A 22,207-nucleotide genomic window follows, 5' to 3' on the forward strand; every position below is an offset into this window, starting at 1 on the left:
CGGGCGGGCCCCTTGGCTGCTGCGCTGACTACAGGACCGAGTGTAATTATCAGGCCAGCTAACCAAAAGGAATAAAATCTAATGGTTATTGTAAGCCAGGATTTCCATACTCATGGCAAAACACGAAAGCCATTCCCTGGCTCCGGCAGGCGGTCGGCATCGTTGCGACGCCGATGCACAGAAGGTCGCGACACCTCCGACGCGCAGTGCCCTCAGCCCGCCGCGCGAGCGATCAGCACATCGACATGCGCCGCCGCGCTCTCGGCCAGCGCGTCGAGGTCATAGCCGCCCTCGAGGCAGCTCACCAATCGCCCGCCGCAATGCGCATCCGCGAGGTCACAGAGCCGCTCGGTAACCCAGGCGAAATCCTCGGTCTCGAGCCGCAATTCCGCGAGCGGATCGGCCCGGTGCGCGTCGAAACCCGCCGAGACCAGGATCAGATCGGGCCGGAAGGCCGCAACGCGGGGAAAGACCGTCTCCTGATAGGTGCGGCGAAACCCCTCCGAGCCGGTGCCGGGGGCGAGGGGCACGTTGAGGATGGTGTCGTGCGGTCCGGTCTCGTCGGCGGTGCCGGTGCCGGGCCAGAGCGGGAATTGATGCGACGAGACGAAGAGCGCGCGAGGCTCATCCTCGAGCAGGTCCTGCGTGCCGTTGCCGTGATGCACGTCGAAATCCACCACCGCCACGCGCGCAAGTCCGTGATGGACCAGCGCATGTTTCGCGGCGACCGCGACATTGCCGAAAAGGCAGAATCCCATCGGTGTTTCGCGCTCGGCATGATGCCCCGGCGGGCGGGCGGCGACAAAGGCGTTGCGCACCTCGCCCGAGAGCACCAGATCAACCGCGCGCACGGCACCCCCGGCGGCGCGATGCGCCGCGGCGAGGCTTCCGGGCGACATCCAGGTATCGGCGTCAAGCTGCACGCGTCCCTCGGCGGGGGCGGCGGCGCGGATGCTCTCGACATAGGATTTCGGGTGCACGCGCAAGAGGTCATCCTCGGCCACCAAAGGCGCGTTCACGCGGCGCAGGTCCTTGCCCTCGAGTGCGGTCAACACGCTTGTGAGCCGCGCCACCTGTTCGGGATGGCCCGGCGGCGTGAGGTGGTCGAGACAATCGTCATGGGTGATCAGGGCTGTGGTCATGGCACTCCTCCATCCTGGCAGGAAAAGACCCGGATTCCGGTCGGTTGTCCAGAGCGGGCTTGTCGGGGTGGGGGGCGCGTGCCACTCTTGGCGGATGGAAAGCGAAGCCGTTACGCTCACGCAGGAGATCGCGCTCGGGCTCTGGGCGCAGGGCGAAACGTTCCTGCGTAGCCTGCTGCGGCCGTGGAACGCCTATCAGGTGGGCATCGCGCTAGCGCTGTTTGCGGTGGCGCATCTGCTGGAGCGGTGGCTTGGTCCGGCCTGTCATGCCTGGATGCGGGAGCGCGAAGGCTGGCCGAAATGGCGGATGCGGCTTTTGGTGATGCTGCACCGCCGGTTGCGGCTGATATTCTTCGTGTCACTGATCTGGCCGACCGTCTGGATCATGCGCGCGATGACCTGGCCGAGCCGGTCCTTTCTGCTCGCCGTTGCCGCCGAACTGGCGCTGGCCTGGCTGGTCATCGCCATCGTGACGCGGCTGATCGGCAACGGATTCCTGCGCGCGGCGGTGCGCTATGCCGGCTGGACCTGGGTCACGCTTGTCATTCTCAACCTGACCGACGAGGCGCGGACGCTGCTGGAAGGCTGGGCGATCGAGATCGGCGACACGCGGCTGTCGCTCTGGATCGTGGTGCAGGCGGTGATCGTGATCGGCGCGCTTTTCGCCATGGCGCGGTTCGTTTCGACCACAAGCGCGGCACGCATCCGCCGCAATGCCGATATTTCGCCGTCGATGCAGGTGCTGGCGGTCAAGCTGCTTCAGGTGCTGCTTTATGGCGCGGCGTTTTTCATCGGGTTGCGCGCCGTCGGGTTCGATCTTACCGGGCTAGCCGTGCTCTCGGGGGCCATTGGCGTGGGTCTTGGTTTTGGTCTGCAAAAAGTGGTGTCCAATCTCGTTTCTGGCGTCATCATCCTGTTGGACAAGTCGATCAAGCCGGGCGACGTGATCAGCCTTGGAGAGACATTCGGCTGGATCAACAGCCTTGGCGCGCGCTATGTCTCGATCACCACGCGAGACGGGCGCGAATACCTTATCCCGAACGAGGACCTGATCACCGGGCAGGTGGTCAACTGGTCTCATTCCAATGATTTCGTGCGGCTCGATATTTTTTTCGGCACTGCTTATGGCGACGATCCGCACAAAGTGCGCAAGATCGCAGTCGCGGCGGCGGGCGCTGTCGGTCGCGTGCTGACCGACCCGCCCGCTGTCTGTCACATCGTGGGCTTTGGCGACAGCAGTGTGGATTATATTCTGCGTTTCTGGATTCGGGACCCCACTCAGGGGCTCACGAATATTCGCGGCAATGTCTATCTGGCGCTCTGGGATGCGTTTCAGGCGGAGGGCATCTCGTTTCCCTTTCCTCAGCGCGAGGTTCGGATGCTGGACCAAACCGGCGCAAATGGGTAAAATTCACGCACTTCTCCGCGTTTTGCGGATCCCAAGCACGGGCGTTCATTGAAAAGTCACGCTTCTCTTGCTACGTTTGAAACACAATCGGCATCGCGGCATCGCGGTGCGCAACCAAGGAGGACAATGTCCTGTCTCTCATGTCTCATGCGGCCCCTGCCGCAGATATGGCGGCGGTCCATATGACGGCCGCACACCTCTCGGATAGCGAAGCGCAGCTTGCGGCGATCCTCAAATCCCTCGACGATGACAAGGCCGAAGATATCGTGCAGATTGATCTGCGCGGCAAATCGGCCATGGGCGATTACATGGTGATCTGCTCGGGGCGGTCCTCACGGCAGGTTTCGGCCATCGCCGAAAAGCTTGTGGACCGGCTCAAGCAGGAGCACGGCGTGCCATCCCGGATCGAAGGCAAGGAAACCGGCGATTGGGTGCTGATCGACACGGGCGATGTCATCGTCCACGTGTTCCGCCCAGAGGTGCGCGAGTTCTACCAGCTCGAGAAGATGTGGTTGCCCTCCGGGCAGGCCGCCACCGCCCGCATCTGAATGCGGCTGCGCATCTGCGCGGTCGGCCGGTTGCGCACCGGACCGGAACGCGCGTTGATCGACGATTATCTTGAACGGTTCGACCGGACCGGGCGCGCGCTCGGCCTCGGCCCAGTGAGCGTGCAGGAGGTCGAGGACAGGCGCGGTGGCGGCAGGACCGCCGAGGCGGCGCTGCTGGAGCGGGCAATCCCGCAAGGGGCGGCCGTCCTGGCGCTGGACGAGCGGGGCCGGATGATGCGCTCGCCCGAATTTGCCGATAGCCTCGCGCAGTGGCGCGATGCCGGGCGGAGCGATGTCGCGGTGCTCATCGGCGGGGCGGACGGTCTCTTGCCAGAGTTGCGGGCGCGGGCGGATATGGTGCTGTCGTTCGGGCCGATGGTCTGGCCGCATATGCTCGTGCGGGTGATGCTGGCCGAACAGCTTTACCGCGCCGCTTCGATCCTTGCGGGCAGTCCCTATCACCGCGAATGATGCGCCTTAACCCTCCAGCTTGCTGCGCAATTCGCGCAGCACCGGAAGGCTTGCGCGGACGCGGTCCTCGCCCAGGTCACGGATCAGGTCAGAGACCATGGGCGTGATCGCAGAAATGGCGGCATCGCGCGCCTGACGGCCAGAGGGGCTGATCGAGATCATCTTGCGGCGCGCATCCTCCCAATCGGGGCGGATATGGATGTAGCCGGCCCATTCCAGTTTGGAGAGCGTGTTGGTCATTGCGCCGCGGGTCACGTGAAAGCTTTTGGCAAGCTGCGCCGGGCTGCGCTCGTCACCCAGGCGGGCCAGGTGATTCAACACCGAGAAATGCGAGATTTCCATGCCCTTTGGCAACACACGGCTGAGCCGCGAGCGAATCAGCTGCTCGTTGGTCAGGATCTCGCTGAACAGCGCGACCGCAAGGGAATTGCTGGTTGTCTCATCCATTCAGGGGCCGTCGAACTCCCGGTCGTGGCGCAGGGAAGGCACGCGTTTGCGTGCTTGTGCCACTTCCGAGAGGTCGAGATCAACCATGACGATGCCCGATGCGGTGCCGCCATCGGCCAGAACCTCGCCCCAGGGGGCCACGGCAAGGCTGTGGCCATGGGTGCGGCGGGTCTTGCCCTGTTGTGCGCTATGGGTGCCTGTCTGTGCGGGTGCCAGAACGAAACACCCCGTCTCGATGGCCCGCGCACGCAGCAGGCTTTCCCAATGGGCGGCCCCGGTGATGTGTGAAAAGGCGGCGGGCACGGTGATAATCGACGCGCCTGCTTGCGCGAGGCGGCGATAGAGATGGGGAAAGCGGATGTCGTAGCAGATCGTGAGGCCGACCTTGCCCCAAGGGGTCTCTGCGATTGCCGCGCGCGTGCCAGGGCGAAAGCCGTCCGATTCGCGATAAGTCTCCTCCGGGGAGACGTCCACATCGAACATGTGGATCTTGTCGTAACGGACGCGAATGGCACCTGTGTCGTCGATCAGAAAAGACCGGTTGGCAAAGCGACCGTCAGGATCGTCGGTCTTGAGCGCAAGCGAACCGATCAGGAGCCAGACATCAAGGCGCGCGGCCTCTTCGCGCAATCCGGCCAGAACAGGGTCGGTTTCTTCGGGGGTGAGCACCGCGTTCTGATGGCTGCGGCTGGCGGAAACACAATTGCTCACCTCTGGTGTCAGAATGAATTCCGCCCCCCCTGCGCGCGCCTCGGCCATGAGGGCGCGAAGGGTGGCCAGGTTCTCGGCCGGGTCGTCGCCAGAGGTGAGTTGCAAGAGCGCCGCGCGCATCTCCTCAACCCTTCAGCAGCGCGTCAAGCTTGCCCGCCTGTTCCAGCGCATAGAGGTCATCGCAGCCACCGACATGGGTCTTGCCGACAAAGATCTGCGGAACGGTGTGGCGGCCGTTTGCGCGCTTCATCATCTCGGACTTGCGTGCCGGCTGCGCGAGCACGTTGATTTCGGAGAAATTCACGCCCTTCTGTTTCAGAAGGCGCTTGGCGGCATGACAAAAGCCGCAAAGCGGCGAGGTGTAGATTTCGACGGGTTGCATGGGTGCGCCTCTTCGGTCCTGTTCGGGGCGAATCTAAGCCTCCTTTCCCGCGCGCGCCAGTGCGAGAATGCACACCTCTTCCGCTCCGCCCGCGTAAGCTGCTTGCGTTGCCGCCGAGAGCGTCGCGCCGGAGGTCATCACGTCATCGACAAGGATCACATGCGCGCCGCGCAGCGTGGCGTTGTGGCGGGGATTGTCCCGGATCGCCCCGTCGAGTGTGGCATGGCGCGCGGAGCGGTCGAGACCCTTCAGGCTTTGGGTATGGCGGGAGCGAACCAGCAGATCGGGCACGAGCATCAGCCCGGTTTCGCGCGCCAGCGCCTGTGCCAGAAGGGCGGATTGGTTGAACCGCCGGGTCACCAGCCGCAGCCAGTGCAACGGCACCGGCGCAAGGATCGTGCCGGGGGCGAGAAGCGGCGCGGCGGCGCGCGCCAGCCATTTGCCCGCCGGGCGCGCCACATCGTGCCGGTCGCCATGCTTGAGCGCGAGCACCAGCCGCCGACCGTTTGCCTCGTAACGCAGCGCCGCGCGCCCGCGCGCCCAGGGTCGCGCGATGCTCAGGCAGTCGTCGCAATGCACGACACCCTTGCTCTCACCCGGCAGCGGCGTGCCGCAAAGATCGCAGGCCAGCCCGGTGATGAAGGGCGTATCGCGCCAGCACGCCCCGCAGAGGCCGAAATCATCGGCCACGGGCACCCCGCAAAGCGTGCAGCGCGGCGGATAGACAAGCCGGACCGCCATTTGTAAAGCCGGGTGCGCCACACTATCCTCCCTGACATGAGCCAGACCATGCTGACCGACCGCCCCGCCCTGTTGCGTCACCGCGCGCGCGCCGCCTGCGCGCCCGCGCTGTTCCTGCAAGATCTGGCCGCCGATGAAATCGAGGATCGGCTGGCAATGGTTAACAAATCCTTTACGGCACCCGGCATTGTCAGCGGGTGGCCCGATTTCTGGCAGGCGCGCTTTCCCGCGGCTGTCGTGGTGCCCGATGACGAGGTGATCGGGCTTGCGCCCGGCGCGCATGATCTGGTCATTCACGCGCTTTGCCTGCATTGGGCGAACGACCCGGTGGGGCAGTTGGTGCAGGCCCGGCGCGCGCTGCGGCCCGATGGGCTGTTGCTGGCGGTGCTGTTTGGCGGCGGCAGTTTGCAGGAGTTGCGCGCGGCGCTGGCCCAGGCCGAGGCGGATGTGGCGGGCGGGCTGTCGCCCCGCGTCCTGCCGATGGGGGAAATCCGGGATCTGGGGGCGCTGTTGCAACGGGCGGGGCTGGCGCTGCCGGTGGCGGACCGGTTGCTGCTCGACCTGCGCTATCGCGATCCATTGGCGCTGATGCGCGAGTTGCGTGCCATGGGCGAGACCAATGCGATGGCCGCACGCCCGCGCGGGCTGCTGCGTCGTCAGGTGCTGGCGCGCGCCTGCGAGGTCTATGCCCAGAGCTTTGGCCACAAGGATGGCGGCATACGTGCAACCGCCGAGATGGTCTTTCTCACCGGTTGGTCCCCGGACCCGACCCAGCCACAGCCGCTGCGCCCCGGTTCCGCTGCCGCACGGCTGGCCGACGCGCTCGGGGCACGCGAAACCCGGCTTGAAGATTGACCTTTGGCCCCCAGCCGTTATGTCACCCCTGACCCGAGACCGAAGGACCGCCGCCATGCTCGACGCCCGACCCGATGCCACGCGCCCAGGCCATGCCCCCGCCGGGCATCCCAGCGTACCACGTGCGAAAACGGGCGTTCTTCTGGCCAATCTCGGCACGCCGGACCATTACAGCTATTGGCCGATGCGGCGCTATCTCAACGAATTTCTCTCGGACAGGCGGGTGATCGACTATTCCCCCTGGAAATGGCAGCCACTCTTGCAGCTCATCATCCTGAGCAAGCGGCCCTTTACCTCGGGTGCGGCCTACAAATCCATCTGGAACGAGGACAAGGGCGAAAGCCCGTTGATGACGATCACGCGCGACCAGACCGCGAAGCTTTCCGCCGCGCTGCACGAGCGATATGGCGATCAGGTCATGGTCGATTTCTGTATGCGCTACGGCAATCCGTCCACGAAATCCAAAGTGCGCGCACTGACCGAGGCAGGCTGCACCCGCATCCTGTTCTTTCCGCTCTATCCGCATTACGCGGGGGCCACCTCGGCCACCGCGAATGACCAGTTCTTTCGCGCATTGATGGCCGAGACCTGGCAGCCCGTGGCGCGCGTGGCAGAGCCCTATTTCGAGCATCCGCTTTATATCGAGGCGCTCGCGCAATCGGTGGAACGCGCCTATGCAGCGGTTGAGACACGGCCCGAAATCCTTGTCGTGTCCTATCACGGGATGCCGAAACGCTATCTGATGCAGGGCGATCCCTATCATTGCCAGTGCCAGAAGACGACGCGCCTGCTGCGCGAGAGGCTGGGCTGGGAGGAGACCGAGATCACCACCACGTTCCAGTCGGTGTTCGGCCCCGAAGAGTGGCTAAAGCCCTATACCGTCGATGAGGTGGCACGTTTGGCCAGCGAGGAGGGCAAGAAACGAATCGCCGTCATCGCCCCCGCCTTTTCCGCCGATTGCATCGAGACGCTGGAAGAGATCAACGAGGAAATCCGCGAAAGCTTTGAGGAGGCGGGCGGGGAAGCGTTCACCTACATCCCCTGCCTCAATGACGACGATGCGCATATCGCGGCGCTCTCGTCCATTGTCGAGACCAATCTGAAAGGCTGGATCGATTGAGGTGTGGCGCTTCGGTCAACGAAAAAAGGCAGCGAATTCTCGCTGCCTTTTCAACACCAATCGTGACACGGATCAGTCTGCGGCGATAGCCGCAGCCACGATCGCGAGAATCAACAGCGGAACCCAAACGGCCGCAGCCGACGAGCTTGCGTTGGTTTCTTCGACGATCACCGGCGCTTCGATGACCGGCTCGGCCAGGGTGCCGGCAAAACCGGCGGTTGCAGCAACAGACAGGGCGGCGGCGAGAGCGAGTTTCTTCATGATATCCTCCAGATTTTACCATCGCGGCGTGGCAGATAGCAGCGACAGCTCCAATGCTTACCTCGTGGTTCTGGAATAATCAGCAAAATCCGGGAAATGCAAACGCAACTTTGCGTTTGCGCCTCAGGTGCCCCCTCATTCTTGTCAAATTAGCAACACCTGTGTGCCAACCTTGGCCATCGCGAACAGTTCCTGAATGTGCTCGTTGTAGAGGCCGATGCAGCCATTCGACGACCGGCGACCGATCTTGCGCGTGTCATGCGTGCCGTGGATCCGGTAATAGGTCCAGCTCAGGTAGAGCGCGTGGGTGCCCAACGGATTGTCCGGCCCCGGCGGCACATAGGCCGGCCATTCCGGGTTGCGCTGAAGCATGGAGGGCGTGGGCCGCCAGCTTGGCCCCTCAACCTTGCGCACGACCGAGGTGCGACCGCGGCGCGTCAGATCTTCGGACAGCGGCACGGAGGAGGGGTAGAGCTTGTAGGTCTGGCCATCCTCGCCCCAGTAATGCACGGCGCGCGAATCGATATCCGCCAGAATCGCGCCATTCCTGAGATTTGAAAAATAGGGTCGCCAGTCCCGTGTCTGGAAGGCCGAAATGTTGCGGCGCACGCTTTGGGTCACGTCGCGTTCGACTTCGACCGTCCCGGTGCCATCCACGCTCTGAGCGAGGGCGGGCGCACCGATCAAGGCTGCGCCCCCCGCCAGAAAGGCACGGCGATTCCACTTGTCCCGGAAAATGGGGGGCATTGTTGTGTCTCCAGTTTTTCCTGCCACGATTGCGCGCAATATATGGCCTTGGGGTCGCAATCGCAATTCAAACGCATGTTATTTGGCGAAGTTTCGCAGATGCCGGTTTGAACAACCCGGCCCGCCGCGATAAAGCGGTTGAAACAACTCAACGGGTGGCTTGGTCTCATGGCGCGTCTTTTCATACTTTGTGTGTCGGCTCTTCTGGCTCTGGCGGCCTGTGCCGCTCCGCCTCCGTCGTCACCGCAGCTTGGCGCCGATGGCAAGCCGCTGCCACGCGTCTACACGATCAGACCGGGCGACACGCGGACGATCCAGTTCCGGATGCTCGATTCGGTAAATTCCCTGCGTCAGGCCGCCGGGGCCGGGCCTCTCACGCTTGATGACCGTCTGACCGCCGCCGCCGCAACCCATGCGCGCGACATGTCTGTGCAGAACCGGCCATGGCATTTCGGCTCTGACGGATCGTCACCCGTGGATCGGGTCCGGCGCGTCGGCTTTACGGGGCAACTTGTCGGCGAGACGATCTCGGAAACCTACGAGACAGAGCTCGAGACCCTCGCCGCATGGATGGAAGAGGAGGTCACGCGCCGCGTGATCCTGTCGCCCGATGCGCGTCAGATGGGCTTTGCCTGGCATCAGGACCCGAGCGGCAAGATCTGGTGGACGATGACGCTCGGCAGTTGATCAGGCGTTGATCGTGATCGGCGTGCCGGTGCGCACCATGGCATAGACATCCTCCATTTCGCGATTCGTCACCGCGATGCAGCCAGCCGTCCAGTCCGGTTTGAGAAAGCCCAACAGGTTCGGCTCGCCATGGATGAAGATATCGCCACCGGGAGATTTCCCATGGGCGCGGGCAAAAGAGATATCCTGCTCGTTCGGATAGGAAACACCGAGCGACAGGTGAAAGGCGCTGTCGGGGTTGCGCCGGTCGATATGATACTCGCCCTCCGGCGTCTTGCCGTCACCTTCGAACGCCTTGTGGCCCGCCGGTGCGAATCCAAGATCGACATCGTAACGTTTGAGAACCCGCCGGTTGTGATAGAGAAACATCTCGCGTTCGCCCTTGTTGACCACAAGGCGCGTCACCTCGGGGCCGCGATAGGTCCTGAATTTCGATTTCTCCGCACAGCCCGCAAGGGCCGCCGCCCCTGCAAGAAGCGCAAAACGCCGTGTGATCTTCATTGGTCTGTCCGCTCGTTGCCTGCCCGATTTTTGCGGTCAGAATAGCGCAACATCGCCCCTCGGGATAGCCGGATTTCGCTGCATAACGCGGTTTTCAGGCTGAGTCCGGGCACCAATACCCCATGCGTCGACCGGCGGCCCAGATCGATCAGATGACGCCGGGCACCCGCCCGCGAAGAGGCCCATTCGTGAAAAAGGGCCTCTTTCCAGAGGTGCCCTTATCAGCCCTTCGACCGCCGGTTCCGTGCCGCGATGAGCTTGAGCCGCAGCGCGTTGAGCTGGATGAACCCTGCCGCGTCCTTCTGGTCGTAGGCCCCGGCATCCTCTTCAAAGGTCACATGCGCCTCGGAATAAAGGCTGTGATCCGACCAGCGACCAACACACGCCACATGCCCCTTGTAGAGCTTCAGTCGCACGGTGCCGCAAACATGATGTTGCGAATGGTCGATCGCCGCCTGCAACATTTCGCGTTCCGGGCTGAACCAGAATCCGTTATAGATCAGTTCCGCATAGCGCGGCATGAGCGAATCCTTGAGATGTCCCGATCCGCTGTCGAGCGTGATCTGCTCGATACCGCGATGTGCCTCCAACAGGACCGTGCCGCCCGGCGTTTCGTAGATGCCGCGGGATTTCATGCCGACAAACCGGTTCTCGACAAAATCGAGCCGCCCGATCCCGTGTCGCCCACCAATGTCGTTGAGCACCGTCAGTATGGTGGCGGGGCTCATTGCCGTGCCGTTTATCGCTGTGGCGTCGCCCTTCTCGAAGGTCACCTCGATGAATTCAGGGCTGTCCGGCGCGGACTCCGGGCTGACTGTGCGTTGGTAAACATAGTCGGGCGCGGCTTTTGACGGATCCTCCAGAACCTTGCCTTCGGACGAGGTATGCAGAAGGTTCGCATCCACCGAGAACGGCGCTTCGCCGCGTTTGTCCTTGGCGATCGGGATCTGGTTTTTCTCTGCAAAATCAATAAGCCTCGAGCGGCTTGTAAGATCCCAGAGCCGCCAGGGCGCGATCACCTTGATCTCGGGGTTGAGCGCATAGGCTGCCAATTCGAACCGCACCTGATCGTTGCCCTTGCCGGTCGCGCCGTGCGCAACGGCGTCCGCCCCCGTCTCGGCGGCGATCTCCACAAGTCGCTTTGAAATCAGCGGTCTGGCAATGGAGGTGCCAAGCAGATACTGTCCCTCATAGAGCGCATTGGCGCGGAACATCGGGAACACGAAGTCGCGCACGAACTCCTCGCGAAGATCCTCGATATAGATATTTTCAGGTTTTATACCAAGGAGTTGCGCCTTTTCCCGAGCCGGTTCCAGCTCTTCGCCCTGACCCAGATCGGCGGTAAAGGTCACCACCTCGCACCCATACTCGGTTTGCAGCCATTTGAGGATGATCGAGGTATCAAGGCCCCCCGAATAGGCGAGCACGACTTTTTTCGGTGCGGTCATAACGCGGTCCTTTCGCGGATTTTCCGCGCCGTTACCCGGTTTCCGTCTTGTTCGCAAGCAGCGCCCCTTGCCAGTTGGCCTTGTTTGCGGCAGGGAATCATGGATGTCTGATTTTCGCCATAACGCCCGCGCGGCCGAGGCTGCCATGCGCAGCGTGTTCGAGCCGACACCGTTGCAGCGCAACGATCACCTGTCCGAGCTTTACAGGGCCGAGATTTTTCTCAAGCGGGAAGATCTGAGCCCCGTGCGATCCTACAAGTTGCGCGGCGCGTTCAACGCCATGCGAAAAGTGATTGACGCGCGTCCCGACGCTACGCGATTCGTTTGCGCCAGCGCCGGAAATCACGCGCAGGGCGTGGCCTTCATGTGTCGGTATTTCGGAGTGAGCGGCGTCATCTTCATGCCGGTGACGACCCCCCAACAGAAAATCGGAAAAACCGAAAAATTCGGCGGTGACGCAATCAGGATACGGCTCACCGGGGATTATTTCGACGACACGCTGGCGGCTGCGCAGGCCTATTGTGCCGAGGTGGGGGCACATTTCCTGTCGCCCTTTGACGACGAGGATGTGATCGAGGGGCAGGCGAGTGTCGCAGTGGAGATCGAGGCTCAGCTTGACGGTGTTCCCGACCATCTCATCCTGCCCGTCGGGGGCGGGGGTCTTGCCTCGGGCGTCCGGAGCTATTTCGGGCAGAGCCTGGCGCTTACCCTCGTGGAGCCAGCGGGCGGTGCCTGCCTTGGCGCGGCGATAGCGGCGGGCCGCCCTGTCAGACTGTCGCATGTGAACACCTTTGCCGATGGCGCGGCGGTGGCGCAGATCGGTGCGCGGACCTTTGCGCGGCTCCGCAACACACCAGCAGACCAGGTCCGGACCGTCGACGAGGACCGTCTTTGCACCAGCATTCTCGAAATGCTCAATATCGAAGGGATCGTGCTGGAACCTGCAGGCGCTCTCTCGATCGATGCGCTCAAGGACATGCGCGAGGCGATCCGAGGGAAACGGGTGGTTTGTGTGACGTCCGGCGGCAATTTCGATTTCGAGCGGTTGCCGGAAGTCAAGGAAAGAGCGCAGCGATTCTCGGGCCTCAAGAAATATTTCATCCTGCGCATGCCGCAGCGACCCGGTGCCCTGCGCGACTTCCTGGCTGTACTCGGGCCCGACGACGATATCGCCCGGTTCGAGTATCTCAAGAAATCGGCGCGCAACTTCGGTTCGGTTCTGATCGGAATCGAAACGCTGCAGCCGGAGAACTTTGCCACATTTTTTCAAAAGCTCGACAATACGGGCTTTCAATACCGCGATATCACGCATGACGAGGTGCTGGCCGAGTTTCTGATATAGGCTTTGCATCAGCGCTCCGGTTTTCCGCTGTCATGCGGCGATCGCCTTGCCGATATTCGCGAAGAATTCGGCCCGTGATCTGACATAACAGGTGCGAATCTCCTCTGTTTGCGCCGTGCGTTGCCCGCGCTCAACCGATTGGCAAAGCTCGGCAAAGGTCGCGAACCCCAGATTGAGTGCACTTCCGGCAAGAAAGTGAAGCTGCTCGCTACGCGCCGCCAGGTCCATGCCGTCGCGCATGTCGTCGATACCGGTTTCAACCTCCTCAAGAAAAAGATCGATCACCTCCTCAAAGGCCTCCGGACCGATTTCGTGCCGCAACTCTCGAACGCGATTCCAGTTGATCATGACCCTCTCTCCTTGCTGCATCGATTCTGCGCCGTGTTCGTTCAGATCGGGTTAACGTCAGACCGAAAAAGCGCAGAATTTGAAACTTCACGTATTCTTAGGAGTTTATACGCCAATGTCGATTCGCGGCAGGTTAAGGGTGTTCAAGTGCGGCTGGCAACACGGACGGAGGCGAGGCAGGAAAACGACAACAAGATGCCGTTGCGCATACTCGTCGTTGACGACAGCAGGCTTCAGCGGCGCATTGTCGGCACCCATCTCCGACAGTGGGGCTTCATCGTGCAGGAGGCAGAAAGCGGCGATGAGGCGCTTGTTTCGTGTCGGCGCGCACCGCCGGACATCATCCTGAGCGACTGGATCATGCCGGGCATGAGCGGTATCGATTTCTGTCGCGTTTTTCGGGCGATGGCTCGCCCGAATTACGGATATTTCATCCTCTTGACGTCAAAAAGCAGCAAGGAGGAGATAGCGGTCGGTCTCGATGCCGGGGCTGACGATTTCCTCACCAAGCCGGTCAATCCGGCGGAACTGCGTGCGCGTCTGACGGCCGGTCATCGCATTCTCGAGATGGAGCGAGAGCTGACCGAAAAGAACCGGCTGATCAAGAGCACGCTGGACGAATTGCAGGCGCTTTACGACTCGCTCGACAGCGATCTGCTCGAGGCCAGGAAGCTTCAACAGTCGCTGCTGAGCGAACGCTATCGGGATTTCGGCGTGGCGGACCTTTCGCTCGCCCTTCATTCGGCGGGGCATGTCGGCGGCGACCTGGTGGGCACATATCCGATTTCGGAGCGACGAATCGGTCTTTATGGAATCGATGTGTCCGGTCACGGGGTCAGCTCCGCCCTCATGACGGCGCGGTTGGCGAGCTATCTGTCAGCGACGGTGCCCGAGCAGAACCTCGCGCTTGAGCAAATCGCACCGGGGCGGTTCGCCGCCCGCGCTCCGGGGGACACTCTGGCGCGGCTCAATCACATCATCATGGCCGACCTCGACACGGATCACTATTTCACGATTGCCCTTGCGGATGTGGACCTTGTGAGCGGGCGCGTTCTTTTGGCGCAGGCTGGTCATCCTCATCCGGTCGTGCAGCGTCACGATGGCAAGGTCGAGTTTGTCGGGCGGGGGGGTCTTCCGGTCGGGCTGATCGGCGATGCCAGCTTCGATGAGGTGAGCTTTACCCTGTCGCCCGGTGATCGGCTGCTCATTTACTCCGACGGGTTGACCGAATGTGCGGCCCCCGACGGCACCCTGCTCGATGAGGGCGGACTGGCGCAGTTGATGACCGATCTGCGGCAGACGCACGGCCCGGCCTTTCTCGAATCGCTGATGTGGAAGCTTGCGGATCATGCACAGGATGGGGATTTCACGGATGACGTTTCGGCTATCCTTCTGGAATTCAAGGATTGCCCAGGGTTCGACTGACAAAATGCCGATCCCCGATATTGCCAAGACGCACCACGGCATCCCGCGGTGACAGCCATTCCGCGCGATGGCCTGCTTCGGTGGGTGTGCCAAGACGCCGGGCGGGAAAGGCGCGATAGATGACGCAGAGCTTTTCCGCCCAGAGATCGTATTCCGGCATGTAGGTGAAACGCCGGAACGCTCCGAGGCGCTGCGGCCGTGCAATGCGCCATCCCGTTTCCTCGATCACCTCTCGATAGAGAGCCTGCAAGGGTGTCTCGCCCGGATCCACGCCGCCGCCGGGAAGCTGATATTCAGGCACCGGCGCGATCTGATGCGTCACCAGCACGCGGCCGTCGCGCACCAGCACCGCGTAAACACCGTGCCGCAGCCGATAGCGGATATCACGTTTCGGCACCTCGCCAAATCGTCGGATCATGCCGGTCTCCTGTCCCCTGCCTTGTCGCGCTCACATGGACGCGATATGCGGGAGCCCGTCACGAAAGGAAAGCCCATGAGCCTTGGACAGCGAATCGCCTGGGATGACACGGTGCTGCCGTTTCAGCTTGACCATGCCGACATAAGGGGCCGCGTTGCGCGGCTCGATGGGGTGCTGGACGCGATCCTCGCGCAGCATCACTACCCGGCCCCGGTAGAGGCGCTGGTTGCCGAAATGGCGCTTCTGACCGCGCTGATCGGCCAGACGGTCAAACTGCGCTGGAAACTGTCGCTTCAGGTCCAGACGAGGGGCGCGGTGCGCATGATCGCCACCGATTATTTCGCCCCCGAATCAGAGGGCGAACCGGCAAGGATGCGTGCCTATGCCGGGTTCGACGCGGACCGTTTGCGCCATGCGCGCCCGTTCGATCAACTGGGCGACGGCTATTTCGCCGTTCTCATAGATCAGGGGAAGGGCACGACCCCCTATCAGGGGATCACGCCGCTGGCCGGGGATGCGCTTCACCGCTGCGCCGAGGCGTATTTCGCTCAGTCAGAGCAGATCCCGACCAGGTTCGCGCTCAGTTTCGGCAAATCCACCCTGCCCGGCGAGGCCCCGCGTTGGCGCGCCGGCGGCGTGATGCTCCAGCACATGCCCAAGGCATCGCCCTTTGCTGTGGATGGCGGGTCGGGTGCGGGCGGCCTTCTTGAGGCGCGCGACCTGGTCGATGGTGACGACGCCGAGAACTGGGGGCGCGCCAATCTCCTTCTCGACACGGTCGAAGACCTCGAGATGATCGGGCCGTCGGTCTCGCCAACGGATCTTCTGGTTCGGCTGTTCCACGAGGAAGGGCCGCGCGTTTTCGAGATGCAGCCGGTCCGCTTCGGCTGCACCTGCTCCGAGGCGCGCGTGCGCAACAGCCTGTCGATCTATTCGGCGCGCGACATCGCGCGGATGACCACCGAGGACGGCATCGTGACAGCCGATTGCCAGTTTTGCGGTGCGCATTATGCGCTCGATCCGGCCACGCTCGGGTTTGATGCGGCAGGGGGATCGGGTGAGCAGGGCTGATCCGCTTGCGCCGATCCTCGCCGCGCTCGAGGACGGGCTTGGCGGCACCTCGGATTATGATCTCAACCCCGGGGTTGCGCTTCCCTTGGGGCGAACGCTTCGGTCCGCGGGCGTTCTCGTGCCCGTCATCGGCGAGGGACCGCAGGCGCGGGTGCTCCTCACCAAACGCTCCTCCGTGCTCCGGCATCATCCGGGCCAGATCGCCTTTCCCGGCGGCAAGCAGGACGCGGGGGACCCGGATATCCGGGCCACGGCCCTGCGCGAGGCGCATGAGGAGATCGGGCTCGATCCCGGCAACGTCGAGATCCTCTGTCACCTGCCCCGTCACGAGACGGTCACGGGGTTTGACGTGACACCGGTGCTGGCGCGTCTCCGCGCGCCGTTCGTGCCGGTTCCGGATCGCGGCGAGGTGGCCGAGGTGTTTGACGTGCCGCTGGCGCATCTGATGGATTTGGGCATGTACAGGGTCGAAAAACGGCGTTGGAAGGGGGATTGGCGCCGGTATTATGCGGTGCCGTTCGGCCCCTATTACATCTGGGGCGCGACGGCGCGCATCCTGCGGATGATGGCCGTGATGGCGGGACGGTCATGAAGATCGCGGATGACTGGATCACCCGCCCCGAGACGCGCGCGGTCTGCGAGGCGCTCACGGGCGCGGGGCATCAGGCGCTGTTCGTTGGTGGTTGTGTGCGCAACGCGCTTCTGGGGGCACCTGTCAGCGATATCGACATCGCCACTGACGCGCGGCCCGAAGACGTGGTGACACTCGCACAGCGAGCGGGGCTCAAGCCCGTTCCGACCGGCATCGACCATGGCACGATCACCGTTGTATCTGGTGCCGTTCCGCATGAGGTAACCAGCTTTCGCGCCGATATAGAGACTGATGGACGCCGCGCACGGGTTGCGTTCGGCGCCGACATCGCCGCCGACGCGCGGCGGCGCGATTTCACCATGAATGCGCTTTATGCCCGCCCGGATGGCACGGTGATCGATCCCTTGGGCGGGCTGGCGGATCTAGCCGCGCGGCGTGTGCGGTTTATCGAAGATCCGGAGCGTCGGATTCAGGAGGATTATCTCCGCATCCTGCGATTCTTTCGCTTTCATGCCTGGTATGGCGATCCGGAGGCCGGACTGGACCCCGAGGGCTACGCGGCCTGTGCTGCCTTGCAGGACGGGCTTGGCGGGCTATCGCGTGAACGCATCGGGGCCGAGATGCGCAAGCTTCTGGCCGCTCCCGACCCCGCGCCCGCGCTGGCCGCGATGCAGGCTGCGGGGATTTTGCAGAGTGTGCTGCCGGGGGCGGAGGCGGCGGCAATGGCGCTGCTGGTGCATCTGGAATCAGAGACTGATATCGCCCGAAATGCCCTGCGGCGGCTTGCCCTTCTGGGCGGAGAGGAGGTGGCCGAACGCTTGCGATTGTCGCGGGCCGAGGCGCGCAGGCTGGACGTGCTGCGCCGCGGGCTTGCCGAGGACATGCCCGCCGCCGAACTTGGCTACCGTCACGGGCCGGACGCGGGCGCGGATATCCTGCTTTTGCGCGCCGCGCTCACCGGCACCGCCCCCGATCCAAAGGCATGGCAGGACCTCCGGACTGGGGCCGAGGCTGTTTTCCCGGTCAAACCCGCCGACCTCTTGCCTGCCCTGAGCGGCCCCGCCCTTGGCGACCGCCTGCGCGCGCTCGAGACGCGCTGGATCGCCTCGGGCTTCACCCTCCGGCGTGAGGATCTTTTATGAGCGCCTCGGGATCACGACCTCGCCGGGAGGCCATGTGTCGCTCGACCGGGGCAGGTCGCACTGCATGAAGGCTGGAAATGCGCACCGAACACAGCTATCTGGAGACGGACCGCTGCGGGGTGGATCAGGCCCTCCATTGACGAGGCTAGTCGCGTGAGCCGGATCCTGCGGATTGGCGCGCCCGCTCTTCTCGCATCAGGTCTTCCAGCGCGGTGAGGCGCATCAGCACCTCGTCGCGGTAGCTGTCGGTCTTTGCGGTGTCCTCGGCGTGGTGGGCATCCTGCATGGAATTGACGATGAGACCCACAAGAAGGTTCACCACTGCGAATGTGGTGACCATGATGAACGGGACAAAGAAGGCCCAGGCCTGAGGATAGATTTCCATCACGGGGCGCACGATACCCATGGACCAGGATTCCAGCGTCATGATCTGAAAGAGCGAATAGGCGCTGCGCCCCAGATCGCCGAACCAGTCGGGAAAGGCCGCACCGAAGAGCTTCGTCGCCATGACAGAGCCGATGTAGAAGATCATCCCCATCAGCAGAAAGACCGATCCCATCCCCGGCAGCGCGCTCACCAGCCCCTCGACCACGCGGCGCAGCGAGGGTGCCACCGAGACCACCCGCAACAGTCGCAGGATGCGCAGCGCGCGCAGCACGGCAAGGCCCTGCGTGGCGGGAAGAAGCGAAATGCCGACGATCACGAAATCGAAGATGTTCCAGCCGCGTTTGAAAAACCCGACAATCCCGCGCGCATAGAGCTTGGCCGCAATCTCGACCACGAAGACCGAAAGACAGAACCGGTCAAGCGCGATGATGAGCGGCCCGGCCCGCTCCATGATCGGCGCAGAGGTCTCCATTCCCAGAATCACCGCATTGAAGAGGATGATCGCCAGGATCGTGTTCTGAAAAAGCGTCGTGTCGAGAAACGCGCCGACGCGGCTGCGAAATGTCATGTCCTGCCCGTTCTGACCATGGTGCGACCGCGTTTCATATGGGCGTGGATGTGGTGGTCCGCAAGCGGCGATTCAGCCCTGCGCCCGCGCCAGCATCCGCCCCAGCATCCGCCCGCCGAGGATGTGCAGGTGGAAATGCGGCACCTCCTGCACGCCGGCCTCTCCGGCGTTGGAGATGGCGCGAAAGCCGCCGCCGCCTGCGCCGGGGGTCACGCCCGTGAGGCGGCAGATTTCGGCGACGGCGCGGTTGAAATCGACGATCTCGGCCTCGCTCGCCTCGGCGGCGAAATGCGCGTAATCCACATACGGCCCCTTGGGGATCACCAGGACATGCACCGGTGCCTGTGGCTGGATATCCTCGAAGGCCAGCGTGTGTTCGGTCTCCAGCACGGTCTTGTTGGGGATCTCGCCGCGCAGGATTTTGGCGAAGATGTTCTGGTCGTCATAGCTCTGGGGCATGGTCAGTCCTCAATCGGCGAACAGGTGCTTGGTTTGCGCGATTTCCTGCGCCTTTTCGGGCGGAATATCAAGGAAGCGCGCCAGAAGGTCGGGATATTGCCCGCGCCCGTCACTCTCGCGCAGGATCAGGTGATTCTCGAACTCGGCATCGCGGATACGGTCGCATTCATGGGTGATATCGCCCCGGATCGTGGGCAGAAGCCGCGCAAGCGTGTCTTGCGGGGTCTGGTCGCCTGCCAGCCCGACACGCTTGGCGTGGCCGATGAGATAGTCGTCGGTGAAGGTGCACTGAACCTCGAGCAACTTGGTCTTGGCACGGTCGCGGCAGAAATCTTCGAGCAGGTCCATGTTGCCGGGGTCCATGCAGACGATCAGCCGGTCGGTTTCGTAATAGTCATACAACATCCGCATCAGCGCGCGGCGATGGCGGGTGCGCTTGGACAGCGTGGCCTGAAGCCCGCCGAGATCGGGCAAGGCGGTTGATTCCTCGTTGAAGAGGTATTCGATGGCGGGCAGGTTGGTCACCTGACGGATGCGCGCCAGAAGACGCTTGGCCACATGCCATTTCTTGCACACCACGATCATCAGTTCGCGCTCGCGCCCCAGCGTGCTCTCGGCCTCCCAGAAGCGGCGGGCAAAGCGGCGCCCCTCGCGGCCGCGTGCGGTGAGAAACTTGAACAGGCTGCGCCCCTCGTTCGAGATGTTGAACGTGACGTCCGCGTTATTGTAGAGCGCGCCAAGGCGGCGCTTGAGTTCCAGTGCCTCGGGGCTGATCTTGCGCGCAAAAAGGTAATCCTGATTGAGCAGCATGTCGTAGTGATCGTTGTAAAAGGTCACCGGCATCCCGTAATCGGTGAACATAAGGAAGGTAAGTGTGCGCGTCTCGATCTCGGCATCGGGCACGAGATGGCGCACGAGCGTCTGAAAAAAGGTCTCGTCGGGGATCCATGTGGTGCGGAAAAACCGCATCACATCACGACGTTTCCGGGTGAAATCGACAATCCATTCCACGGTGCGGCGGCGCAGGCACCACCATTGGCTGCCGATCTGGATCTGGATGTCATGGGGGATGTCCCGCGTCAGCCGGAGGCGCTTCTGTAGCTCGAAAGACGTATAGAAGCGCCATTTCTGGGTGCGCTCGTTGAAGAAGTGGCGGTAGATGAGCCGCTCTTCCTTCATGCCGGTCTTGATCCAGTCGCTGTCGAAATAATCGAAGCTCTCGACGTAGTCGACATCGCGGTTGTCCAGAAATTCATGCGCGAAGCGGGCCGATTTGATCGGCGCGCAATCGCCCGAGAGCATGTAGAAATGCGTGGCGCGCGGAAAGGCGTCAAGCGCCGCCTCCACCGCGTAAAGCGTCGCCTGAACAAGCGACCATTCTCCCCAGCCACACTTGATTCTCTTTCTGGCGAAGGCCACGTTCGGATTGTCGGCGAGTGCATCGCGGATGGCGGCAAAGGCATCGGGTCTGGCGCGCGCGTCGAAATGGATGGAGATGTAATCGCCCGCCTCGGTCAGCATCCGCGCCTGACGGATGATGGCCTCAGGGTCTTTGTGGCAGAGCAGAATGAAGGCGATTTTGGCCATATCGGAAACGGTTTGCCTGCTTACTTGGTGATTGTTTACATCCTTAACCGTCAAGGACGCCTAAATAAACACGCTTTCTTTGATTATTTGAACGGGTTAGACAGGGTGAAAGCTGCGAAAAGTGGCGGCAAGGGTCGGAGGCAGGCAGATGGGCTTTCCCGGAACATGGATGACCGAGAGCGAGAGCGTGGTCTACCGCGTCGTGCCGAAATGCGCCTGCTCGACCATCGGCCAGATCATGTATTACTCGGATCACGGCAAGTTCTTCGACGGCGACATTCATGATGCGACGACAGGCCTGCACAAGTGGGCGATCGAGGACAGCCAGAAGATCATCTCGGCCAATGTGCGCACGCATACGAGCTATGCATTTACCTGCGTGCGCAATCCCTACACGCGGATTCTCTCGTCGTTCTTCGACAAGATCTGCGGCATCCAGCGCAACGGCAAGCGCTATCGCGGCAAGCTGGTGCCGACGATCATCCAGAAATATGGCATCGAGGTCGGCGGCGAGGACGGCAAGGAAGAGTTCGACCAGATCAGGAGCTTTCGCCGCTTCCTGCTGTTTGCCCGTGACACGATCCGGTGGAAACGGCCGATGGAGCCGGATATCCACTGGTCGGCCATGTCGGGTCATGTCTCGACCTTCATCGTCAATGGTGGGCGCTACAACAAGATTTTCTGGACCGAAAACTTCAACGAAGGCATGGCCGAGGTGCTCAAGGGGATCAAAACCCGGCACAAGGTTGACCTCAAGAAAATCCCCCGCTTCAACGAGTCCGAGGGCCACGGGCCGAAACGCGCCCATCCCGTCGAGGATTATTTCGATGATCTCTCGATGCATCTGGTCTACGAGATCTACAAGCGCGATTTCGAGATCTTCAAATACGATTTCGAAAACCCCGCCAACAAGATGCCTATCGGCGAAATCGACCTCCAGGAGGTGCATGCGAAGCTGGGAGAGTAAGCCCGGTCTTGCATTTCCCAGCGACTCGTCTAAAAGGCGCGCCAGACATGCGCGTGATGCCCGCTTCTCAGGCAAGAGCTGACGCCCCGATATGGGGGCGGGACTGGGTATACGCGCGACACGCATAAACAGAACCCAGAAAGGCTCGACACCCATGGCCAATACGCCCCAATCCGAAAAACGCGCCCGCCAGAGCGAAAAACGCTTTGCCGTGAACAAGGCGCGTCGCTCGCGCATACGCACCTTCCTGCGCAAGGTCGAAGAGGCGATCGCCTCTGGCGACAAGGAAGCCGCTGCAACCGCGCTGCGTCTCGCTCAGCCCGAACTCATGCGCGGCGTGACAAAGGGCGTGTTCCACAAGAACACCGCGTCGCGCAAGATGTCGCGTTTGGCATCGCGGGTGAAGGCGCTCGGCTGACATCTCGGCCAACC

General features: G+C 62.6%; 27 protein-coding genes. 13 read left to right on the plus strand and 14 right to left on the minus strand.

Features of this window, described 5'->3' with window-relative positions:
- Nucleotides 1–212 precede the first annotated feature (212 nt).
- Nucleotides 213–1,142, minus strand: a complete 930-nt coding sequence (locus ACSSV8_RS12395) for a histone deacetylase family protein (protein ID WP_454282645.1) — start codon at nucleotides 1,140–1,142, stop codon at nucleotides 213–215.
- Nucleotides 1,143–1,236: 94 nt separating this feature from the next.
- Between ACSSV8_RS12395 and ACSSV8_RS12400 the strand changes: the two genes are divergently transcribed.
- The 3 genes from ACSSV8_RS12400 (at nucleotide 1,237) to rlmH (ending at nucleotide 3,569) form a co-directional block, all read left to right on the plus strand.
- Nucleotides 1,237–2,550: a mechanosensitive ion channel family protein gene (locus tag ACSSV8_RS12400; protein ID WP_454282646.1), complete on the plus strand. Its 1,314-nt coding sequence runs from the start codon at nucleotides 1,237–1,239 to the stop codon at nucleotides 2,548–2,550.
- Nucleotides 2,551–2,732: 182 nt separating this feature from the next.
- Nucleotides 2,733–3,098, plus strand: coding sequence for a ribosome silencing factor (gene rsfS / locus ACSSV8_RS12405; RefSeq protein ID WP_354537692.1), 366 nt, complete (start codon nucleotides 2,733–2,735; stop codon nucleotides 3,096–3,098).
- Nucleotides 3,099–3,569 (plus strand): 23S rRNA (pseudouridine(1915)-N(3))-methyltransferase RlmH, encoded by a 471-nt coding sequence (gene rlmH, locus ACSSV8_RS12410; RefSeq protein ID WP_454282647.1) that lies wholly within the window; start codon nucleotides 3,099–3,101, stop codon nucleotides 3,567–3,569.
- Nucleotides 3,570–3,575: 6 nt separating this feature from the next.
- Here rlmH and ACSSV8_RS12415 read toward each other — a convergent pair whose 3' ends face one another.
- Genes ACSSV8_RS12415 through ACSSV8_RS12430 form a run of 4 tightly spaced genes read right to left on the minus strand, consistent with a single transcriptional unit; the run spans nucleotide 3,576 to nucleotide 5,850 of the window.
- Complete coding sequence (locus ACSSV8_RS12415; protein ID WP_454282648.1) at nucleotides 3,576–4,016, minus strand: MarR family winged helix-turn-helix transcriptional regulator; 441 nt, start codon at nucleotides 4,014–4,016, stop codon at nucleotides 3,576–3,578.
- On the minus strand, nucleotides 4,017–4,847 hold the full coding sequence (locus ACSSV8_RS12420; protein ID WP_454282649.1) for a carbon-nitrogen hydrolase family protein: 831 nt from the start codon (nucleotides 4,845–4,847) through the stop codon (nucleotides 4,017–4,019). It lies immediately after the preceding gene.
- 4 nt (nucleotides 4,848–4,851) lie between these two features.
- Nucleotides 4,852–5,109, minus strand: a complete 258-nt coding sequence (gene grxC / locus ACSSV8_RS12425; protein WP_454282650.1) for a glutaredoxin 3 — start codon at nucleotides 5,107–5,109, stop codon at nucleotides 4,852–4,854.
- Between the two features lie 33 nt (nucleotides 5,110–5,142).
- Entirely contained in the window at nucleotides 5,143–5,850 is a 708-nt protein-coding gene (locus tag ACSSV8_RS12430; protein WP_354537687.1) for a ComF family protein, read from the minus strand.
- A 48-nt stretch (nucleotides 5,851–5,898) separates the two neighbouring features.
- Between ACSSV8_RS12430 and ACSSV8_RS12435 the strand changes: the two genes are divergently transcribed.
- Together ACSSV8_RS12435 and hemH are read left to right on the plus strand one after the other, a co-directional pair.
- Nucleotides 5,899–6,705, plus strand: coding sequence for a methyltransferase domain-containing protein (locus ACSSV8_RS12435; protein ID WP_454282651.1), 807 nt, complete (start codon nucleotides 5,899–5,901; stop codon nucleotides 6,703–6,705).
- 55 nt (nucleotides 6,706–6,760) lie between these two features.
- Nucleotides 6,761–7,825, plus strand: coding sequence for a ferrochelatase (hemH, locus tag ACSSV8_RS12440; protein ID WP_454282652.1), 1,065 nt, complete (start codon nucleotides 6,761–6,763; stop codon nucleotides 7,823–7,825).
- Between the two features lie 72 nt (nucleotides 7,826–7,897).
- Here the strand turns inward: hemH and ACSSV8_RS12445 are convergent, their stop codons facing one another.
- Together ACSSV8_RS12445 and ACSSV8_RS12450 are read right to left on the minus strand one after the other, a co-directional pair.
- The gene (locus ACSSV8_RS12445; protein ID WP_354537684.1) at nucleotides 7,898–8,086 is read right to left on the minus strand and encodes a hypothetical protein; all 189 of its coding nucleotides are present in this window, start codon (nucleotides 8,084–8,086) and stop codon (nucleotides 7,898–7,900) included.
- Between the two features lie 144 nt (nucleotides 8,087–8,230).
- Complete coding sequence (locus tag ACSSV8_RS12450; RefSeq protein ID WP_354537683.1) at nucleotides 8,231–8,833, minus strand: L,D-transpeptidase; 603 nt, start codon at nucleotides 8,831–8,833, stop codon at nucleotides 8,231–8,233.
- 168 nt (nucleotides 8,834–9,001) lie between these two features.
- Between ACSSV8_RS12450 and ACSSV8_RS12455 the strand changes: the two genes are divergently transcribed.
- On the plus strand, nucleotides 9,002–9,520 hold the full coding sequence (locus ACSSV8_RS12455) for a CAP domain-containing protein (RefSeq protein ID WP_454282653.1): 519 nt from the start codon (nucleotides 9,002–9,004) through the stop codon (nucleotides 9,518–9,520).
- Here ACSSV8_RS12455 and ACSSV8_RS12460 read toward each other — a convergent pair whose 3' ends face one another.
- Together ACSSV8_RS12460 and ACSSV8_RS12465 are read right to left on the minus strand one after the other, a co-directional pair.
- Nucleotides 9,521–10,021 carry a L,D-transpeptidase family protein gene (locus ACSSV8_RS12460; protein ID WP_454282654.1) on the minus strand — a complete coding sequence of 167 codons (501 nt, stop codon included), beginning with the start codon at nucleotides 10,019–10,021 and terminating at the stop codon, nucleotides 9,521–9,523.
- Nucleotides 10,022–10,242: 221 nt separating this feature from the next.
- Nucleotides 10,243–11,469, minus strand: a complete 1,227-nt coding sequence (locus ACSSV8_RS12465) for an argininosuccinate synthase (RefSeq protein ID WP_454282655.1) — start codon at nucleotides 11,467–11,469, stop codon at nucleotides 10,243–10,245.
- A gap of 103 nt (nucleotides 11,470–11,572) precedes the next feature.
- Between ACSSV8_RS12465 and ilvA the strand changes: the two genes are divergently transcribed.
- Nucleotides 11,573–12,811: a threonine ammonia-lyase IlvA gene (gene ilvA / locus ACSSV8_RS12470; RefSeq protein WP_454282656.1), complete on the plus strand. Its 1,239-nt coding sequence runs from the start codon at nucleotides 11,573–11,575 to the stop codon at nucleotides 12,809–12,811.
- Between the two features lie 30 nt (nucleotides 12,812–12,841).
- Here the strand turns inward: ilvA and ACSSV8_RS12475 are convergent, their stop codons facing one another.
- Nucleotides 12,842–13,159 (minus strand): Hpt domain-containing protein, encoded by a 318-nt coding sequence (locus tag ACSSV8_RS12475; RefSeq protein ID WP_354537678.1) that lies wholly within the window; start codon nucleotides 13,157–13,159, stop codon nucleotides 12,842–12,844.
- 147 nt (nucleotides 13,160–13,306) lie between these two features.
- On the opposite strand from ACSSV8_RS12475, the gene ACSSV8_RS12480 reads away from it, so the two are divergent.
- Nucleotides 13,307–14,584, plus strand: a complete 1,278-nt coding sequence (locus tag ACSSV8_RS12480) for a PP2C family protein-serine/threonine phosphatase (RefSeq protein WP_454282657.1) — start codon at nucleotides 13,307–13,309, stop codon at nucleotides 14,582–14,584.
- Here the strand turns inward: ACSSV8_RS12480 and ACSSV8_RS12485 are convergent.
- Nucleotides 14,559–15,002 (minus strand): NUDIX hydrolase, encoded by a 444-nt coding sequence (locus ACSSV8_RS12485; protein ID WP_454282658.1) that lies wholly within the window; start codon nucleotides 15,000–15,002, stop codon nucleotides 14,559–14,561. The two genes, ACSSV8_RS12480 and ACSSV8_RS12485, sit on opposite strands and share 26 nt — an antisense overlap.
- 75 nt (nucleotides 15,003–15,077) lie before the next feature.
- Between ACSSV8_RS12485 and hslO the strand changes: the two genes are divergently transcribed.
- Genes hslO through ACSSV8_RS12500 form a run of 3 tightly spaced genes read left to right on the plus strand, consistent with a single transcriptional unit; the run spans nucleotide 15,078 to nucleotide 17,807 of the window.
- The gene (hslO, locus tag ACSSV8_RS12490) at nucleotides 15,078–16,073 is read left to right on the plus strand and encodes an Hsp33 family molecular chaperone HslO (protein ID WP_354537675.1); all 996 of its coding nucleotides are present in this window, start codon (nucleotides 15,078–15,080) and stop codon (nucleotides 16,071–16,073) included.
- Nucleotides 16,042–16,665 (plus strand): CoA pyrophosphatase, encoded by a 624-nt coding sequence (locus tag ACSSV8_RS12495; RefSeq protein WP_454282659.1) that lies wholly within the window; start codon nucleotides 16,042–16,044, stop codon nucleotides 16,663–16,665. The genes hslO and ACSSV8_RS12495 overlap by 32 nt, the downstream gene beginning before the upstream one ends.
- A complete protein-coding gene (locus tag ACSSV8_RS12500) occupies nucleotides 16,662–17,807 on the plus strand; it encodes a CCA tRNA nucleotidyltransferase (protein ID WP_454282660.1) in 1,146 nt (381 codons plus the stop codon). Before ACSSV8_RS12495 ends, ACSSV8_RS12500 begins: the two co-directional genes overlap by 4 nt.
- A 145-nt stretch (nucleotides 17,808–17,952) precedes the next feature.
- On the opposite strand, the gene ACSSV8_RS12505 is transcribed toward ACSSV8_RS12500, so the two are convergent.
- The 3 genes from ACSSV8_RS12505 to ACSSV8_RS12515 all read right to left on the minus strand — a co-directional run bounded on the left by ACSSV8_RS12505 (nucleotide 17,953) and on the right by ACSSV8_RS12515 (nucleotide 20,808).
- Nucleotides 17,953–18,762 carry an ion transporter gene (locus ACSSV8_RS12505; RefSeq protein ID WP_454282661.1) on the minus strand — a complete coding sequence of 270 codons (810 nt, stop codon included), beginning with the start codon at nucleotides 18,760–18,762 and terminating at the stop codon, nucleotides 17,953–17,955.
- 72 nt (nucleotides 18,763–18,834) lie between these two features.
- Nucleotides 18,835–19,221 (minus strand): HIT domain-containing protein, encoded by a 387-nt coding sequence (locus tag ACSSV8_RS12510; RefSeq protein ID WP_354537671.1) that lies wholly within the window; start codon nucleotides 19,219–19,221, stop codon nucleotides 18,835–18,837.
- 9 nt (nucleotides 19,222–19,230) lie between these two features.
- Nucleotides 19,231–20,808 carry a DUF5928 domain-containing protein gene (locus tag ACSSV8_RS12515; protein ID WP_454282662.1) on the minus strand — a complete coding sequence of 526 codons (1,578 nt, stop codon included), beginning with the start codon at nucleotides 20,806–20,808 and terminating at the stop codon, nucleotides 19,231–19,233.
- Nucleotides 20,809–20,956: 148 nt separating this feature from the next.
- Between ACSSV8_RS12515 and ACSSV8_RS12520 the strand changes: the two genes are divergently transcribed.
- Nucleotides 20,957–21,775 carry a sulfotransferase family protein gene (locus ACSSV8_RS12520; protein WP_454282663.1) on the plus strand — a complete coding sequence of 273 codons (819 nt, stop codon included), beginning with the start codon at nucleotides 20,957–20,959 and terminating at the stop codon, nucleotides 21,773–21,775.
- A gap of 154 nt (nucleotides 21,776–21,929) precedes the next feature.
- Entirely contained in the window at nucleotides 21,930–22,193 is a 264-nt protein-coding gene (rpsT, locus tag ACSSV8_RS12525) for a 30S ribosomal protein S20 (protein WP_354537824.1), read from the plus strand.
- Nucleotides 22,194–22,207: the final 14 nt, after the last annotated feature.

It is taken from the genome of Roseovarius sp. MBR-79 (assembly GCF_053628555.1).